The organism is Deltaproteobacteria bacterium, from assembly GCA_016709225.1.
GTDB classification, from domain to species: Bacteria; Myxococcota_A; Polyangia; order Nannocystales; family Nannocystaceae; genus Xiheibacterium; species Xiheibacterium phototrophicum.
In genome coordinates this window covers 2,097,848-2,114,280 of record JADJEE010000002.1, presented here as the reverse complement: position 1 = coordinate 2,114,280, position 16,433 = coordinate 2,097,848, and the positions used below count along the sequence as shown (strand labels likewise).

General features: G+C 71.0%; 17 protein-coding genes. 6 read left to right on the top strand and 11 right to left on the bottom strand.

Features of this window, described 5'->3' with window-relative positions; translation table 11 throughout:
- Position 1: 1 nt before the first annotated feature.
- From IPH07_22915 to IPH07_22905, 3 genes are read right to left on the bottom strand one after another with little or no spacing between them, the layout of a single operon-like run.
- A complete protein-coding gene (locus IPH07_22915; GenBank protein ID MBK6920271.1) occupies positions 2–931 on the bottom strand; it encodes a hypothetical protein in 930 nt (309 codons plus the stop codon).
- Entirely contained in the window at positions 928–1,389 is a 462-nt protein-coding gene (locus IPH07_22910; GenBank protein MBK6920270.1) for a hypothetical protein, read from the bottom strand. Before IPH07_22910 ends, IPH07_22915 begins: the two co-directional genes overlap by 4 nt.
- Positions 1,390–1,417: 28 nt before the next feature.
- Positions 1,418–1,816 (bottom strand): hypothetical protein, encoded by a 399-nt coding sequence (locus IPH07_22905; protein MBK6920269.1) that lies wholly within the window; start codon positions 1,814–1,816, stop codon positions 1,418–1,420.
- Positions 1,817–1,881: 65 nt separating this feature from the next.
- On the opposite strand from IPH07_22905, the gene IPH07_22900 reads away from it, so the two are divergent.
- Positions 1,882–2,613, top strand: coding sequence for a hypothetical protein (locus tag IPH07_22900; protein MBK6920268.1), 732 nt, complete (start codon positions 1,882–1,884; stop codon positions 2,611–2,613).
- A gap of 55 nt (positions 2,614–2,668) precedes the next feature.
- On the opposite strand, the gene IPH07_22895 is transcribed toward IPH07_22900, so the two are convergent.
- Positions 2,669–3,346 (bottom strand): cytochrome c, encoded by a 678-nt coding sequence (locus IPH07_22895; protein MBK6920267.1) that lies wholly within the window; start codon positions 3,344–3,346, stop codon positions 2,669–2,671.
- A gap of 176 nt (positions 3,347–3,522) precedes the next feature.
- On the opposite strand from IPH07_22895, the gene IPH07_22890 reads away from it, so the two are divergent.
- Complete coding sequence (locus IPH07_22890) at positions 3,523–4,683, top strand: molybdopterin-dependent oxidoreductase (protein ID MBK6920266.1); 1,161 nt, start codon at positions 3,523–3,525, stop codon at positions 4,681–4,683.
- A 59-nt stretch (positions 4,684–4,742) separates the two neighbouring features.
- Here IPH07_22890 and IPH07_22885 read toward each other — a convergent pair whose 3' ends face one another.
- Both IPH07_22885 and IPH07_22880 read right to left on the bottom strand, forming a co-directional pair.
- A complete protein-coding gene (locus IPH07_22885) occupies positions 4,743–5,414 on the bottom strand; it encodes a hypothetical protein (GenBank protein MBK6920265.1) in 672 nt (223 codons plus the stop codon).
- 148 nt (positions 5,415–5,562) lie between these two features.
- The gene (locus IPH07_22880; GenBank protein MBK6920264.1) at positions 5,563–6,522 is read right to left on the bottom strand and encodes a DUF533 domain-containing protein; all 960 of its coding nucleotides are present in this window, start codon (positions 6,520–6,522) and stop codon (positions 5,563–5,565) included.
- 260 nt (positions 6,523–6,782) lie between these two features.
- On the opposite strand from IPH07_22880, the gene IPH07_22875 reads away from it, so the two are divergent.
- On the top strand, positions 6,783–7,619 hold the full coding sequence (locus IPH07_22875) for a hypothetical protein (protein ID MBK6920263.1): 837 nt from the start codon (positions 6,783–6,785) through the stop codon (positions 7,617–7,619).
- Here the strand turns inward: IPH07_22875 and IPH07_22870 are convergent, their stop codons facing one another.
- The 4 genes from IPH07_22870 to IPH07_22855 all read right to left on the bottom strand — a co-directional run bounded on the left by IPH07_22870 (position 7,620) and on the right by IPH07_22855 (position 11,272).
- Entirely contained in the window at positions 7,620–8,684 is a 1,065-nt protein-coding gene (locus IPH07_22870; protein MBK6920262.1) for a hypothetical protein, read from the bottom strand.
- A 31-nt stretch (positions 8,685–8,715) separates the two neighbouring features.
- Positions 8,716–9,795: a hypothetical protein gene (locus IPH07_22865; protein MBK6920261.1), complete on the bottom strand. Its 1,080-nt coding sequence runs from the start codon at positions 9,793–9,795 to the stop codon at positions 8,716–8,718.
- 104 nt (positions 9,796–9,899) lie between these two features.
- Positions 9,900–10,181: a hypothetical protein gene (locus tag IPH07_22860; protein ID MBK6920260.1), complete on the bottom strand. Its 282-nt coding sequence runs from the start codon at positions 10,179–10,181 to the stop codon at positions 9,900–9,902.
- A gap of 23 nt (positions 10,182–10,204) precedes the next feature.
- Positions 10,205–11,272 carry a hypothetical protein gene (locus tag IPH07_22855; protein ID MBK6920259.1) on the bottom strand — a complete coding sequence of 356 codons (1,068 nt, stop codon included), beginning with the start codon at positions 11,270–11,272 and terminating at the stop codon, positions 10,205–10,207.
- 136 nt (positions 11,273–11,408) lie between these two features.
- On the opposite strand from IPH07_22855, the gene IPH07_22850 reads away from it, so the two are divergent.
- Both IPH07_22850 and IPH07_22845 read left to right on the top strand, forming a co-directional pair.
- Entirely contained in the window at positions 11,409–11,654 is a 246-nt protein-coding gene (locus IPH07_22850; GenBank protein MBK6920258.1) for a hypothetical protein, read from the top strand.
- A gap of 184 nt (positions 11,655–11,838) precedes the next feature.
- A complete protein-coding gene (locus IPH07_22845) occupies positions 11,839–13,413 on the top strand; it encodes an FG-GAP repeat protein (GenBank protein ID MBK6920257.1) in 1,575 nt (524 codons plus the stop codon).
- A 42-nt stretch (positions 13,414–13,455) separates the two neighbouring features.
- Here IPH07_22845 and IPH07_22840 read toward each other — a convergent pair whose 3' ends face one another.
- Positions 13,456–14,520, bottom strand: coding sequence for an RNA-directed DNA polymerase (locus IPH07_22840; protein MBK6920256.1), 1,065 nt, complete (start codon positions 14,518–14,520; stop codon positions 13,456–13,458).
- Positions 14,521–14,866: 346 nt separating this feature from the next.
- Here IPH07_22840 and IPH07_22835 point away from each other — a divergent pair, with 346 nt between their 5' ends.
- Positions 14,867–16,390, top strand: a complete 1,524-nt coding sequence (locus tag IPH07_22835) for a hypothetical protein (protein ID MBK6920255.1) — start codon at positions 14,867–14,869, stop codon at positions 16,388–16,390.
- The last annotated feature ends 43 nt before the right edge of the window (positions 16,391–16,433 follow it).

The window sequence follows — 16,433 nt, the reverse complement described above, 5'->3', positions numbered from 1 at the left end:
ACTAGCCGCGCCAACCCAGCGGCGCCAGCCACCACGCCAGCACGACGCCGGTGATCAACGCCGCGAGCGTTCGCGGTGGCCACGGTACCGGGTCGTGGGTCGCCGGCACGCGGGCGCGCCGCAGCAGCCGCGGCCACGGCAACGCCAGCAGGCCCAGCAGCAACATCGGCTCGAGGTACGGCATCGTGCACAACGCCAGGATCGCGGTGTGGAGCCCGATGATTGCGAGCGCCCATGCGGTGCGAAGGCGGGGGCCGAGCAGCAGCAGCACGCCGCCGCCCTCGATCACCAGCGTGGTGATCGCGGCTGCGCTGCCGAGCGCGGGTGACTCCACCACCGCGGCGCGCAGCTGCAGCAGCCAGCCCCAGTCGGCCACCGCCTGCTGCCGCACCACCAACGCGCGCACCTGCGTGCCGCTCGCCCAGCCGCCCGCGGTGGCGATGAGCTTGCTCGCGCATGATCCCACGTACGCAGCGGCGAGGCACGCCAGCGCGCCCCACTCGGCGAAGCGCTCTCGTACCGCGCGGGGCTGCGTGCCGCGCTCGCCGGCCCAGGCCTGGCCGAGCGTCCAGCCCAGGAGCACCGCGCCGGGGAAGAACGCATTGCGCGAGGGCGAGCCGAACACCTGCGTCTGCCAGGCGCTGGCGAGCGCGAGCACGGCCAGGGTCGACGCGCCCCACTGCACCGGCCGACGGTCGCGGGCGATCGCCACGAGTCCCACGCACGCCAGCGCCAGCAGCAGCCAGGCCGCGCCGGGAATCCGCACCATCGTCTGCGCCAGCATGCCGCCGCTGCGGTAGTGGGCGAGGTCGCGCGACTGTGCGGCCAGCTGGGTGGTCTCGAGCAACCACTGGAGCGCGACGATGACGCAGATGCCGATCCGCAGCGGCGTGCGGTCGTAGCCGTCCCACCACGAGCTCGCGCCGTTCATGGCGGGCTCCGCCTTTTCGCGGTGCAGCGCGCGATCACGCAGTCCTGCGTGACCAACGGCTGCTCGGCGAGAAAGAACGCCCGCGACACGATGGCGACCTCTTCGCCGTCCGCGTGCGGCGTCGCCGTGATGCGCCGCTCGAGCAGCTGTTGCTGATCGCGCGTGACGTAGTCGAGCGGCTGATGTGCCGCCGGGCAGTAGCGCTTGACCTCGGTGATCATCGGCAGGCGCGGGAAGCAGCTGTAGTCCTCGAACTCCTCGAGCTCGAGCACCGCGCCACCGACGTCGCGCACCATCACGCGTGCGGCGGTCTCGTCCCCGCGGCCCTGGTACATGTCGAACACCGAGACCGGGTAGCAGTTGCCGATGCCGCGGGCGGCCAGCAGGTAGGCCGCGAACACGAGGCCCGCGGCGAACCGTGGCGTCGTGCCGCGGGGTGGTTTCGCTGGCGTACGCAAGGGGGAGCGCGGGGCGTCGTCGAGTGTATCAGGGCCGTTGCTGCGCTCGGCCGCGCTGCGCCAGGCTGGCCGCCGCATTGACGACGACCGCGAGCACGATCGCGGCCACCACCACCGCGGCGAGCGTGATCGAGTCGGCCACACCCGAGTCCGGTCCGCGTGGACCCTGCGTGGTCACGACCCGCGCCGCCGCGCCGATGCCGAGCGCGGCCGGTAGCCACGCGCCGACCGTCGCTCGCGCGGCGCCGCGGCGGATCGACATCACCTCGAGCGCGGCGGCGACCACTGTGATGCTGGCGAGCGCGAGCAGTGGCAGCCACATGCGACCTTCGGCCGCGCGCATCGAGGCCGCAGTGACCACCGCCGCACCGAAGAACACCAGGGCCATCGTGATCGCACGGCCACGGTCGCGGTAGGACATCGGCATGCGACCACGGTAGCAGAATCCGGCTGGCGTCAGCTCGGCGCCGCCGTGGTGGTAGACCTCGGAGCATGCGTCGGTCGAGGATCGTCCTGGTCGCTCTCGCGTGCGCGCTGCTCGGTGCGGCGTCGTTCGTGATCCTCGATCGCGATCCGTTGCCGACCACGCCGCTGGGGGTTGCGCGTTCCCAGGTCGACGCGAACGAGTCGCTGCCACCTGTGGTGGTCCCGCCGCTGCCGACTCCGCTGCCGTCCGGGGCGGACGCCGTATCGGCACTGCGACCCGGGTCCGAGCCCGAGCTCCGCCGCGCTCGCGATCGTGCCCGCCGCGACGAGCTGCGCCGTCGCATCGTCGAGCGTCAGGCGGCGCGCGCCGGCGGCGAAGCCCGGGGGCACACGCGGGCGGACGACGACGACGACGGGCCGCCGCTCGCCGATCGCATCGGTGGTCGCGATGACCTCGCGCGTCTGCTGCACGAGGACTTCATCCCGCTGGCCGACGAGTGCTTCGCCACGGCGCAGGAGCGGCAACCGGGCCTCGCCGGCATGTTCGAGATCGAGTTCGACGTGCTCGCCGACCCCGACCTCGGCGCTGTGGTCGACACCATCGAGGTGCCACCGACATCGACCCAGCCCGGCGGCCAGCCGTGGGATCCGGAGCTGGTCGAGTGCATGCGCGAGAGCGCCTACTCGCTGAGCTTCCCGCCGCCGCCAGAGGGCGGCCGCGACCAGTTCATGGTCTCGCTGCGCCTGGGCGAGGAGGCGGATGCGCCTTCGGGCTCCCGGCCCGACGCGCCGAAGTGACCGGGCACGCGGCTCGCGACGCCGAGCAACGGCGGCGAGCCGCACGCGCGACGGGTCACTTGCCGAGCGAACGCGAGTACTTCGAGACCGCAGCGATCTCGTCCGCGCTCAGCTTGTCCTTGAACGGCTTCATCTTCGTGCCCGACTTCCCGTTGGTCACGATGTCGATCACCTTGGCCTCGGTCCACTTGGCCTTCCAGCCCGCCGCGGTCCAATCCTCGATGTCGTTCTCCTCGCCGATCTTCGTCTTGCCGTCGCCGGTGACGCCGTGGCAGTTCTTGCACTTCGTGCCGTAGAGCGCCTTGCCGTCGACGCCCGGACCGGGGTCGGCCTTGGCGTCATCGGGCTTGGGCGGATCCTTCGGGGGCGTCTTCTTGTCGTCGGTCTTCTTGGGGTCGGCCTTCTTCTCGTCGACCTTCGGGTCCTCGGCCTTCTTCTCGTCGACCTTTGCGTCGTCGACCTTTGCGTCGTCGGCCTTTGCGTCGTCGGCCTTTGCGTCGTCGGCCTTTGCGTCGTCGACCTTGGCATCGTCGACCTTTGCGTCGTCGGCCTTCTTCTCGTCGACCTTTGCGTCCTCGACCTTTGCGTCGGTCTTCTTGTCGTCGGTCTTCTTGTCGTCGGTCTTCTTGTCGTCGGCCTTGGCCTTGGCGTCCGTCTTGGTGTCGTCACAGGCCGGCGCAACGACGCCGAGGCACAGCAGCAAGCAAGCGGTCGAGAACGTTCGCAGATGCACGGTCGCGATCTCCTTCGAAGGGGTGCGGGACGCTACCTTAATCTGAGAACGCGGCAAGCGCCGGACGGTTCTTCCGCGCGGCCGTGCTCGACGGAGCCGCAAACTCCGCGGCGCAAGGGCGGCGCGGTCGCACTGGTCAGGTCGTCAGGGGTTTGCCACCATGCGCCGAGGAAGCCATGACGGATCGCGTTCGACCGCCCGCATCGAGTCTGCCGGCCCTGGCGACGGTGGCCCCGACCACGGCGCTCGCGACCGTGCCCGAAGAGCTGGAGCTGCGACCGGTCGAGGGCATGGCGCGGTGGTTGGGGCGCCTGCTGCAGCCGTTCGCGTTCCGCATGATCAGCATGATCGAACAGCGGACCCAGACCATGTCGGGGCCGCTGACGCCGGTCGAGGGCTACTTTCGCAGGGACCGGCACCGCCATCCGCGAGTCGACGCGCAGAGCTGGCGCCTGCGGGTGACCGGGGTCGCGCGTCCCCGCGAGTTCACGCTCGACGAGGTGCGCGCGTTGCCCTTCGAGGAGCGGCTGTGCGTGATGGAGTGCGCCGGCAACGGCAACCACGTCATGGGCTCGGCGGGGCTGCTCGGGCAGGCGCGTTGGGCGGGACCTTCGTTGCGCACGCTGCTCGACGCGTGCGGCGGCGTGGGTGAATCGACCCACTTCGCGTTCCACGGCCTCGACCCGATTCCGCTGGTGCGCAAGGGCTATCACTACGGCCTGTCGGTCGACGAGCTGCGCACGGCGGATGCGTTGCTCGCGGTGACGATGAACGGCGAGCCGCTGCCGCGGCCGCGTGGCTTCCCGCTGCGGCTGGTGGTGCCCGGCATCTACTCGATGTCGCACGTGAAGTGGCTAGGGCACATCGAGGGCAAGACCGCGCCGCACATGGGCATCCACAACCGCTGGGTGTTCACCAACCATGAGCTGCGCGATGGTCGGTGGGTCCGCGTGCAGGCGCGTTGGATCGGTCTCAAGTCGATGGTCACCCGCTGCCAGCGTGACGGCGACGGCTGGCGCCTGACCGGCTGGGCGTGGGGCGGCGGGCGTCCGATCGAGCACGTGGACGTCAGCGTCGACGGTGGCAAGAGCTGGCACCGCGCGCAGATCGAGTCGCCCGAGGGCTACTTCCCCGACGCGCCGCTGCCGGCGGATGCCCGCACGCACGCGTGGACGGTGTGGTCGTGGCGCTGGGCCGCGCCGGCCAGCGGTGAGTACCTGGTGGCCTCGCGCGCGCGGGATGTCGACGGCCGCGAGCAGGATCTCGAGCACGATCCCAACGTGCGCGGTCACTTCAACCAGACCCGCGTGAAGTGGCGCCGCGTCGCGGTGCCGTGACCCGCGGATGCGCGAAGACCGAGGCGCCTCCGGCCGGCGACGCCTCGATCCCGCGCGTATCAAGCCACCAGGTCGAAGTGCGAGCTCGTGCTCGCCGGCGGGTGGTAGGCCTGCTCGAGCTCGTGCCGACGAACGTCGGCGTCTCGATCCCCGGCGGTGTCGGCCGAGGTGGCGTCGCGCGTCGGCGGTGATGCGGCCCGGGCCTCCGGCTTGCTCGCGTCACCGCGATCGAGCGGCGTCGAGGTGGACGCTCGCGCGGCGGTCGGTGACGCATCGTCGGTGCGGCGCGTCGTCGTCGTCGGCGCGTCGTCCTCGCGCTCGGTGTCGTCCTGCTGCGGTTCGCGGGCGGTCTGCGGCACCTCGGCCGCATAGGGCCGACCGTCGGGGCCGAGATCGTAGATGTACGCCGGGATCTCCGGCATCGAGCCGTCGGGTTCATCCCGTGCCGACTCGGCCCGCACCGCCATGTCGCGGCGCCAGAGCTCGCGCAGGCGCGCCGTGTCGTCGTCGCGGGAACTCGCGCGCGCACCACCGCCATGTCCGTGGCGGGACTCCCCTTCGCGCGGGTCGGGCTGCGACGACGAAGGCGCCGGCGCGACCGCGGACGGACCCGCCCGCGCCGGGTGTCCCGCAACCGACGTGATCTCGGGGGGCCTGCGGTCGGCGGTGTCGCGCGCGGCGGCCTCCAGCTCGGTTGCCGTGGGTCGTGCCTGCGCGTGCAGGATTCTCATCGATGCTCGGATGGCGTCCACCAGGTACGACATCGATCCGACAACGAGCCACCTTGAGGGCAATCGAGATCGCGATGGGCCGCTGCGGCCGCAGCCCGGCCCTTCGAGGTGCTGTGCTGGCCGGGCTGGTGAGGACGTGGACGACGAGCTACGCCGGTGTCGCGACCAGTGCGGCGAGGCGCGTCTCGAAGGTCGCCTGGTCGATCTCACCGACCGAGAGCTGGTGCTCGAGCGCCGCGATCTCGTCCTTGTGCGTGGTCTCGGCGCGCGCGATGGCGTCCTTGTCGGAGGCGTAGGCCTGCTTGGCGTCCTGCTTGGCGGCCTTGTAGCGCGCGGCGAGCTCGCGCGCGTCGAGGCCACGGCCCTCCTCGAAGTAGGTGTTCATCACGCGGCCGACGGCGTACGAGGACGCGTAGGCCGATGCGGCGCCGAAGGCCGAGCCCCAGCCGGGAAACACCTTGAGCAGGTTCGACAGCGCGATGCGAGCGCCCGTGCCCACACCGAAGCCCGCGAGCACGCCCTTGGCCTGCGCGGTGTCCATGGCCTGGCCCCACAGCGCGCCGATGTCCCGCGCGAGCGCGACCTGCAGCGCGGCGATCATCAGGTCGGTCGCGATCGAAACGCCCGGTAGCGGGAAAGCCCCGAGGAGCGCCGACACGATCGCGCACTTGCGGGTCGCGGCCTCGACCTCGTCCTTGCGCGCCATCCCGTCGAGCATCGGCGTCGTCGACGGGCCCGGCTGCTGATGCGAGGGCAAGAACAGCCGCGACAGGTGAGCGTCCTGGGTCGCGTCGATCTCCAGCGTGTCGCGGACGTGCATCAGCAGCTCGCGCTCGGTCGCCGCGCAGTCGCCGTCGCTGCACGCGAGCGCGTACACGGCCGCGTAGGCGTGCTCACGGGCCTCGTAGGAGTCGATCTGTGCCAGCACGGTGTCGAGATCGACGGGCTCGTCGAGCAGCCACTCGAGGGTGACGCCGGTGGGCAGGGCTGCGTCCTCGAACGCGTCGGCCAGCAACGCGCGCTCGCGATCGTGGAGCACGCCGTCGGCCTTCGCCATGCACACCAGGAGTCGCAGTGATGCGATGGATTCTTCGCGCGAGATGCCCATGCGCAGCGAGGATATCAAGCGCGTGCGGTGGGAACACTCATGGATGATGCAAACGAGCGAACGCAAGCGAGCGAACCCAAGCGAGCGAAACACAAACGAGCGAACGTCGGCGCGCGCGGGCGGGGCTCGCCCGCCCGCGAGCGTGCCCTCGCCGTTGGACGCGGCCGCGATCCGTTGACAAGGCTGGCGCCGGCGTCTAGCGTCGGCTACCACGGGTACGGACGCTCGCGGAGCGCCGTGTTCGAACGGAGCAGGACATCGTGAACTTCGACTTCGAGCTCGATCTCGTCATCACCCTCGCCGCGGTGTTCGTGGCCGGTCTCGCCGCCGTGCTCGGCATCTGGATGGAGCGAGATCGTCGCAAGCCACCGCGCTACGCGTGGGCCCTGTCGGCGCTGATCGTGCTCGCGACGCTGGTGAGCCTGGCGCAGTCGTACCTCGATCAGCGCGAGCAGGATCAGCTGCGCGACGACATGGCGCGCCTGCTCACGACCATGGACCGCATCGCGAGCGAGTCCGACAACCCCGCACTGCAGGAGTTGGTGACCAGCGAGCTCAACGCCCAGAGCCGTTCCGATCCGTCGGTGGTCGAGAAGGTCGCGCAGCGCGTCAGCGACGAAGGTCGTGATCCCGGTGAGGTGCTCGGCAAGCATCTCGACGCCGCCGAGCTCGAGAAGGTGTCGCGCAAGTCGTCGTCCATCAAGCCCAAGCAGACCGAGCACGTCGCCAGCGCCGATGCGCCCGCGCGTCCGCGCCCGCAGCCGATCACGCCCGAGGGCGCGGAGGCGCCGAAGAAGGAGGCCGTTGCGGCGCCGCTGCCCAAGGAGGCGCAGGCCGCCGCGGCGCAGGCCGCCGCTGCACAGGCCGCTGCCGCCGCTGCAGCACGGGCCGCCGGCCGTCCGGTGCAGCCGGGTGCGGTGCCGCCGGGTGCGGTGCCGCCCGGCACGACCCCGACCGCCGTGGTGCCTGCGCCGACACCGACGCCCGGCACCGAGGCGGTCGCGGCTCCGAAGCCGCCGACCGCAGCGGTGCGTCGGGCTCCGATCGCGCCCAAGGGTCGCAAGCCCGGTGCGCGCAAGCCGGCACCGAAGAAGTAATCAGACCGCGTAGAGCAGGTTCTTGGTGCCCGCGACGGTGCACACCGCTTCGACCAGCGGTCGTGCGCCGGCGGTCACGACGAACTTGCGGTCTTTGTAGACCTTGAAGGCGTGGCGGTCGCGCAGCACGCGATAGCGGGCCTTCTCCTGTTCGGCGAGCGAGTTCGCGAGCAGGGGCGACAGCGGATCGTTCGACAGCTCCTCGCGCACGTCGTTGGCCGCAGTGTCACTCGCGAACGACATCACCAGCTGCGGCGGCAGTGTGGCGGCCTCGGGCAGCCACTGCGACCACGTGCGCGCCAGGGCGTCATCGCCGGGCTCGGCGCTGCGATGCAGCATCGTCGCGTCGGGGATGGTCCACAGCGCCGGGCCGATGATGCCCCGCTGCACGCGCTCGACCGACACCCCCTCGAGTTCGTGCAGCCGCACGAACAGGGTCTCGGCGTCGAACGCCGCGAAGCGATAGACCATGCCGCGCAGCGCCTCGGTGCCCTCGGCCACCTCGCCGCTGTCGTCGAGCTGGACCAGCTTGTGCGACCACAGGCTGGCGCGCTGCCACAGCTCGATCACGACGCGCGCGTAGCAGCCGTCGGCGAGCAGCTTGGTCAGCTCGACGCGGAAGCTCGCCCGCGACTGCTCGGGCTCGTGGCGCCGCAGCAGCACGCGGTGGAGATCGACCGGGGCGAGCTCCAACGCGCGCAGTCGCTCGAAGTAGCGGCGCTTGCGGCCCATGCGGTCGAACACCTCGGCCTCGTCACGGCGGGCCGCGAGTGTCTCCGCGCTGTCCATCTTTCCGACCGCGTCGAGCCCGACCATGCGGTCGGACAACACGCGCGTGAAGCTGGCGAGGTTGGGGAGGCCCGATCGCGCGTCGACGAAGACGCTGTCGTAGAGCCCTTCGTGGGCGGCGCCCCGCAGCGCCTGCAGGGTCGCCTCGAGCGGTCGACGCTCGGGGAACGAGCGGTTGATCCGCGAGGCCGCCAGCGCGGCCGCCAGCAGGTCGAGGTAGCTCGACGCGGTCGGCTCGCCCAGGGCCTGGGTGTGCAGCGCGACCAGCTCGCTCATGGGTGGACTCCCGCGATCGGCGGCCCGACCGTCAGGTCGGACCCGGCGTGCCAGCGTCGGCCTGGGCGCGCTTGTGGGCCTGGGCCTTGGCGATCGCGGCGGCGATGCGCTCGTCTTCGATCTTGCGGCTCTCTTCGATGTTCTTGTCGAGCAGCTTGGTGGTGGTCTCGTCGAAGGTCTCGAGCTCCTTGACCAACGAGTCGAGGTTGCGCCGGAAGAACACCTGGGTGTCGCTGACGAACTGCGTGGTCGCGTTCATCGACTCGGTCATCACGTCGAGGCTCTTCTTGAGCTCGAGCATCACGACCGAGGCGTCGGCGGCGGTGCCGATGGCCTGGATCTGCGCGGACGCCATGTCGAGCTTGATCGAGGCCGCCGTGGTGTACTGCGAGATGTCCTGCCCGAGGTTGAGGATGGTCTCGACCAGCTTGCGGGTGTTGACCTTGAGGCTCGCGTAGCGATCCTCGGCGGCGCTGTAGAGCTGCAGGTTGGCCGAGTGCTGCGCCAGCAGCGTGTGGGCCTTGTCCTGCTTGGCCTCGATGTCGCGGAAGGCGACGCTGCCGGCCTCGCACGCGGCCTTCTCGGCCTCGAGCGCGTCGACCAGCTGCTTGAGCTCGAGCACGTAGTCCACCGCGACGGCCTCGTTCTTGGCCATCTCGATGATCTTGCCGTTGATGCGCTCGATCTCCTTGTAGAGATCCTGCTCGCTCTTCTTGAGCGTATCGACGTACTCGGCGGCCTCCTTCACGCGGCGCGAGCTGATCTGGTACTGCTGCTTGAGCAGCTCCTCGATCGATCGCTTGCTGATCGCGATGTTGCGGAAGCCGGGGATGTGGCTGATGACTTCCTTGAAGCCGGCCCAGAACCCGCCGGTGGTGGCGGTGCCGTCGATGTAGTCGCTGAACTTGCGCAGCTTGCCGACCTCGTCGGCGAGCGCCTTCTGGATCTCGACGTTGCGCTCGCGCAGGACCTTGAGCTCTTCGACCTTGCCGTTCTGGGTGTCGCGCTCGGTGGCGATGCTGTCTTCGAGCGAGCGAACCGAGATGCCCTCGCCCGAGTAGCTGACCTGCCGCTCGAGCGCGCCGAGATTGACTTTGCTGCCGTCGGTCATGCGGGCCGCGAGCGTGCCACGGAAGCCCCATGGGCGGGCAGGGGCGGGCCGGCGTCCGCGAGATCGGCGGCTAGCCGGGGCCTAGCGCCGGAATCACGGTGCGATCACCAGCTCGCGCCGGCGCGGGCCCGCTCCGGCACCGCCCACACCACCGTGGCGGCGTCGTCGAAGCTCGGCGCATGGCCGGGTCGGCGGCGCGGCTGGGGCAGGCGCGCCGAGATCGCGCGCCGTGCCCCGGCTCGGGCGGGCTCTTCGAGCAGGATGACGTCGTCGTCGTCCAGCGCGATCTCGTCGTTGTGCACGAACTCGATGTCGGCCAGGTCGAGTCGGATGTGCCCCATGAAAGGGAGGTTGCCGGGCGGCCAGCCGAGGTTCCGGATCTGCATCCGGCGGCCCCAGGCGGGCGAGATCAGCGGGAGAACGGTCGCGCGTGCAGCCACTTGGACTGCTCGAACCACAGCTCGACGGTGTGCCGCTTGCCGCGGGCGTCGGTGCGGTCCTCGAAACGCAGCTGCGCCGGGGCCCACACGTAGCCGCAGTCGAGGCTGTAGTTGCTGCACGTGAGGGTCCCGCCCTCGGGCGCGACCAAGGTCCGGCCCGCGAGGGTGCCGTCGAGCTGCACGGTGCCCTCGAACCACACCGCGCTGGCCTCGCCCTGGGCGAAGGTCGCGATGACCTTGGTGGGCGAGATGTCGATCATCAGGCGCGCTGCACCGGGGCCCGAGACCGCGTCGTCATCGTAGGTGCCGGCGTGGGCCTTGGCCGCCGCCTTCGCCACCACGGCGACGAGTGCCGCGGCAGCGCGATCGAGCGCCGTGCGGCGGGCCTCGATGGCCTTGCGAGCGCGCTCGACGTCGGCCTTGGCGCGAAACACCACCGCGTTGTCGAGCTCGAGCGCGAGGTGGACGACGTCGACGATCGCGAGCTCGAGCGCCTTCGCGTAGGCCTTGCCGAGCCGGGCGGTGGCTGGGTCGTGCGCGAGCCTGGCGATCTCGCGCAGCCGCGGGGCGTGGAGGTCGAGCACCTCCTGCTCGAAGGCGACCAGGCGCGCGCGGGTCTCGATCAACGCGGCGGTGACGGCATCGGGTGGCGGCGTGCCGGCGACGGCGGTGGGCGCACTCTGCTCGCAGGTGTCGCAGATCGGCACCGTCGGATCGCTCCACCGGTCGTCGAAGGCGAGCTCGAACAATCGTGCGTACTGCCGCGCGTGGCCGAGCAATCGCTCCCGCTTGGTGACCAACGCCTCGCGGCTGTCGGCCGTGGTCACGCCCCAGACCTTGCCGTCCTTACTCCACTCGATCTTCCACCGCGTGCACGTGGCCTCCGCGAGCGGTCGCGAGCGGGTGCCGTCGCAGCGCTCGCTCAAGGTCTCGGGCGCGGTCGACCCACCGCCGCGGGCGGTGGGATCGGGCCACGTGATCTCTCGGGGCTCCGGGGCCGCGCTGCCGAGCGCCAAGGTCAAGAACAGGATCGACACGATGCAACCATGGTGGGGAGATCCTGGGCATGCGTGCAAGGCAACGGATCACACAGCCGCTCCCAGGGGGTGCCACGGGCCCCTAGCGCGTCGGTTTCTTGGTGGCGCGTGGCGCCCGTGCGAGCGTGCTCGCGACATGCTCACCGCGCCGTCCGCCCCCCTCGTGTCGCAGCTGGAGCAGCTCGTACTGAGCCTCGGCGGGTTCGCCGGCCCGCGCACGCTGTGGCGCGATCCCTACGGCCGATTGTGGCACACCGCGCCCGGCGAGGCGCCCGCGCACGCGAGCTGGCGCGCGCTCGGTAGCTTCGTGCAGCCGACGCTGTCCCACTTGCTCACGGTGCTCGCGGAGCCCGCGGCCGAGCCCGCCCGTCGCGCGGCATGAGAGCTTCGAACACGCGGCGCGATCGTTGACGCCCCCCTCGTCCCCGGTGCGTCCCTGTGACGTGCCACCCGGGGACACGCGGCAGACGATCGAAGCCCGCGCGCGAGATCCGGTGGATTTGGTTGGTTCGCCGGTTGCAGTCCGCCGGCGCCGGAGCGAGTGGCTCCGAAGGGATGAACGGACGATGCAGGTGATGGCGTTGATGGTGGTGGTTCAGGCCGGGCTGCCGACGGTGGACGTGGCGGATGCAGGTGCGCAGCTGGTGGGGCAGGGCGGCGATCGCTTTGGATACCAGAGCGCGAGCGGCGATCTCGATGGCGATGGTGATCTCGACCTGGTCGTGACGGCGCCGCATCCGGATGCGAACGGCAACGCGGTGTACGTCTTCTTCGGCGGCGTTGCCCTCGACGGCAACACCACGCTCGACGTCACGATGGCCGACGTCGCGATCGTCGGTGATCCCGGCGACGAGACCGGGTGGTCGGTGACGGTGGGCGACGTGATCGGCGACGCGTCGCTCGATCTCGTCATCGGCTCGCCCAGCGCGAACAGTGGCAAGGGTTCGGTGGGCGTGTTCGAGGGCCCGCTGACGAGCGGTAGCTACGCGACGGGCGACGCGAGCACGGCGGTGACCGGCGATGTCGCGGGGGCCTACGCAGGCTGGTCGGTTGCGACCGGCGACTTCGACGGTGACGGACAGGGCGAGCTCGTGATTGGTGCGTGCGGGGTGGACTCGAGTGCGGGTGCGGCCTATCTGCTCGACCTCGACCAAGCGCCGAGCTCGACCACGGATGCGAGCGCAGTGTTCCAGGGGATCGGCCTCACCGGCTGCTCGATGGCCAACGTCGGCGACTTCAACGACGACGGCTACGAGGACCTCGCGCTCGGTTCCTACGGCACCGCGCAGGTGCTGCCGCGATCGTACGCAGGCGCGGTCACGCTGATCTACGGACGCGCGAGCTTCGACCCGATCTACGACCTCCTGAACGGCGACCCCGCCACGATGGACATCGCGTACCTCCACGGCGCGTCGACCGGTGAGAACTTCGGCTTCGATCTCGCGCCGGCCGGCGACGTGAACCTCGACGGCTTCGACGACTTCCTGATCGGCGCACCCGCACGCGATTGCGACGCGCAGCCGTCGTGCGCGACCCGTGTCCGTCGCGGCCGCGTGTACCTGGTGCTCGGCACGCCCGACACGGCGCCGGGTGGTGGCACGGGCCGCGGACTCCACGGCACCAGCCCGGGCGAGGACATCGCGGACATGACCTGGGTCGGCGCCGCCGACGATGACCTCACCGGCATCTCGGTCGCGGGTGCAGGCTGGAGCGGCAAGCTCTACGGGCGCACGACCTCGCCGCTGGTGATCCCGAACTCGCTGCACTACGGCAAGGTCATGCTGCTCGGCACCGGGGCCGATCTCGCCTATGCGATGCCGTACGACGTGCGTCCGCGTCTGAAGGCGTTCCCGAAGTACATCTGCGAGATCGATCCCGAGACTGGGCTGCACTGCTGGCTGGCCGGCGTGCCCGACCCCGATGCACCGACGCCGCGGAAGATCGTGCGCGAACTCGACAAGATGAACTTCGGTGGCCACGTGTTCGTGGGCGCGCCGGGCTCGGCGTTCGGCCTCGAGGTGCTGGGCACCGGCGACGTCGACGGCGACGGCGACGGCGACTTCTTCTTCGGTGCACCCAACCAGGTCATCTTCGAAGATCCGGCGGGCGACGGCGAGGGGTTCGTCTTCCCCGGCCGGTGAGGCCGGTGTGCGCGTGCGACCGCGTCGCGGTCGCGCGCGCGGTCAGCCGTCGGCCGGGGGGTCGTCGTCGGGCTCGGAGAAATCGATGCGGTCGAACAGCGCATGCAGCTTTGCGGCGCGTGCGGGGCTGTGTGCGAACCACTCGATGCGGCCGCGCAGGTGCGCGCGAAAGGCCGCCAGGTCGCGATCGGCCTGGCTGCGCGCGCCGTGGCGGACGCAGTTGAAGAGGATCGCGCGGAGTCGATCGTACGCGCTGCGGCGCGCGGCAGGGTGCTCGTTCACGACGACGCCCGTCACGAGCTGGCGCTGCGAGCGATGGTGGAATCGGGTCTTGCGCGCGTGGACCTCGAAGCCCTCCTCGACGACGATGCGGCACACACTCGAGAAGAACGCGAGAGTGCCGCGCCGGAGCGCATCGCCGGAGAACGTGAGATCGTCGGCGTAGCGGGTGTACGAGCCGTCGACCGCGTGCGCGAGGCCGGCGAGGCGGCGATCGAGACGATGGGCGGCGAGGTTCGCCAGTGCGGGCGAGCTCGGGGCGCCGGCCGGCAGGTGCGGTGCCGCGTAGCGCTGGATGCGGTGCCATCGCTCGCGCAGCGCCGCGGTCGAGATCGCGTGCGACGGGGTGCCCCACACCGTCGCTGGCGTGGCGTTGGTGCACAGGCCGGTGAGCAAGCTGCAGACCGATCGCGGATAGCCGATCGTCTCGAACAGCGCGAACACTCGCGCGCCGCGGACCGACGCGAAGAAGTCGCGCAGATCGACGCGAATCACCATCTCGCGACCGGTGTGCCGGCCCGCGCCCGTCCACACCGAGCGGCCGGGCACGAAGCCGTGCGCGGCGTCGTGGGGCGGGACGCGATCGAGGATGCCATGCAGGATGTGACGTTGGACCGCCTTCAGCCGGGGCTTGGGCGCTTCGATCAGTCGCTCGCCACCGCCCGGCTTCGCGACGCGGCGGTAGTGGTAGTGCTGCGCTCGCGCGGCCCGTCGACGCTCGCGCCCCTCGCAGTCCGCGAGCACGACGAGCTCGTCGGCGTCGATCCCGAGCCACGACGCCAGCGCTTCGGCGTGGGGCAGCGGCGGCAGATCGAGCGCGTCGAGCATTCGAGAAGGTGGACATCGCCCGACGAATCTCCGTGCTGGGAGACGTGAAGCGCCGACAGGCGCGCGCCGGGAGCGATCCCGGCGGTCCGTCTCCCCCCGAGTGACGAGGCAAGTACGATGCCGTGGGGTTGCCCCACGGAGGTCGCGTGGACCAGCTCGGGCGATGTCCGGTCCGAATGGTAGCAGCAAGCGTGTCGCTCGGCGTGAGCGTGATAGCGCTGACGCGAGCGGCAGCGATCGACGGTCGCGTCGTGCAAGACGCTGCACAATCGCGGCGGGTTCGGGGGCTGGCGCCACCACGACCGCGGGGACGCGACTCGCTACGCTCGCGATCGCGATGATGCGCATGGCCTCCCCCATGGTGGTGCTCTCGACCCTCGCGTTCGCCTCGATCGCCCACGCCGCCGAAGGCGAGCTGGTGGCGCGGCCGACCGGTTCGACCGCTGCGAACTACGGCCACCTCGAGTACGTGCCGCCGGGCTACGCGGCCGACGGCGCCAAGCACCCGGTGCTGGTGTTCCTGCACGGCTCGGGCGAGAGCGGTGACGGCATCACCGACCTCGAGGCGAAGATGAAGGCCCACGGCCCCGCGAAGCTCATCGCGCAGGGCAGCACCTACTTTGCCGACGCGGGCATGTTGGTGTTCGTGCCGCAGTCCCCCGAGTGGTGGAACGCCGACGGCATCCACGCGTTCCTCGACTACCTCGCGACGAACTTCCGCATCGATCCGCGGCGCGTGTATCTCACGGGCTTGAGCATGGGTGGTGGCGGGACGTGGTCGTACGCGAGCTCGCATCCCCATCGCGCGACCGCGATCCTGCCGATCTGCGGCGCAGCCGGGCCCGGCGACGGCATGCCGCTGGTCGACGTGCCGACCTGGGCCTTCCACGCCTGGGGCGATGGCACCGTGCCGAGCTCGAACTCGATCGGCTGGGCCGATCACATCGCCGACGCGACCGCGGGCGTCGACGTGCCGCCGGTGCTCACCGACTACCCGCACGTCGGTGGCGACGTGAACCAGGCCGCCGCCGGCGACATGACGGCGACCTTCGACGGCACCGCGTTCGCCTGGGCCGAGGGCACCGCCGCGGTCGGCGAGTCGAACCTGCGGCTCACGCTCTATCCCGACGGCTCGCACGACTCGTGGACGCGCACCTACGATCAGCCGGCGATCTGGGATTGGTTCATCGCGCAGCGCAAGCCCGCCGCGCTCGACGACGAACGCTACATCGTCGACAACCTCGACGCCGGCGCGAGCTTCACCGGCGAGTGGGCGCGCTCGCAGGCCGGCGACGGCTACTACTGGTGGGACGAGCACGAGATCGCCGCGGGCCCCGACATCAGCGCCAGCTTCACCGCCGCGTTGCCGCCGGCGCGCTACGAGGTCTACGTCAGCTGGGCCGCGGGTCCCGATCGCGGCAGCGTCGATGCGAGCATCGATGGCGCGACGACGCCCGTCGACGTGGTCACCCTCGATCAGACCCAGGGCGGCGGCTTCACCTCGATCGGCAGCTTCGACTTCGCCGATGGCACCGCCACCGTCACGCTGCGGCCCACGGATGGCACCGCCGGCGTGGTGGTCGCGGATGCGGTCGGCTTCGTGTACCGCGACGAGCTGCCCGCCGAAGGCACCTCGAGCGGCGGTGCAGCCGACGACAGCGGTGGTGGTGACGGCGGCGGCGAGGTCGGTGGCGATCCGCAGGGCACGGAAGGCGGCGGCACCACGGCGGCCGGCGGCAGCGACTCGAGCGGCAGCGCGGGGGCGAGCGAAGGCGAGGGCGGCTGCGCGTGTGGGGTGCAGGGCCGCGATCGCGGCGGCCTCGCGGCGTGGCTGATGGTCGCGATCGCGGGGCTGCGTCGCCGACGGTGATCGCCAACGAGGGTGGGGTCGGAAGACCGCGCTCGCACGGCAC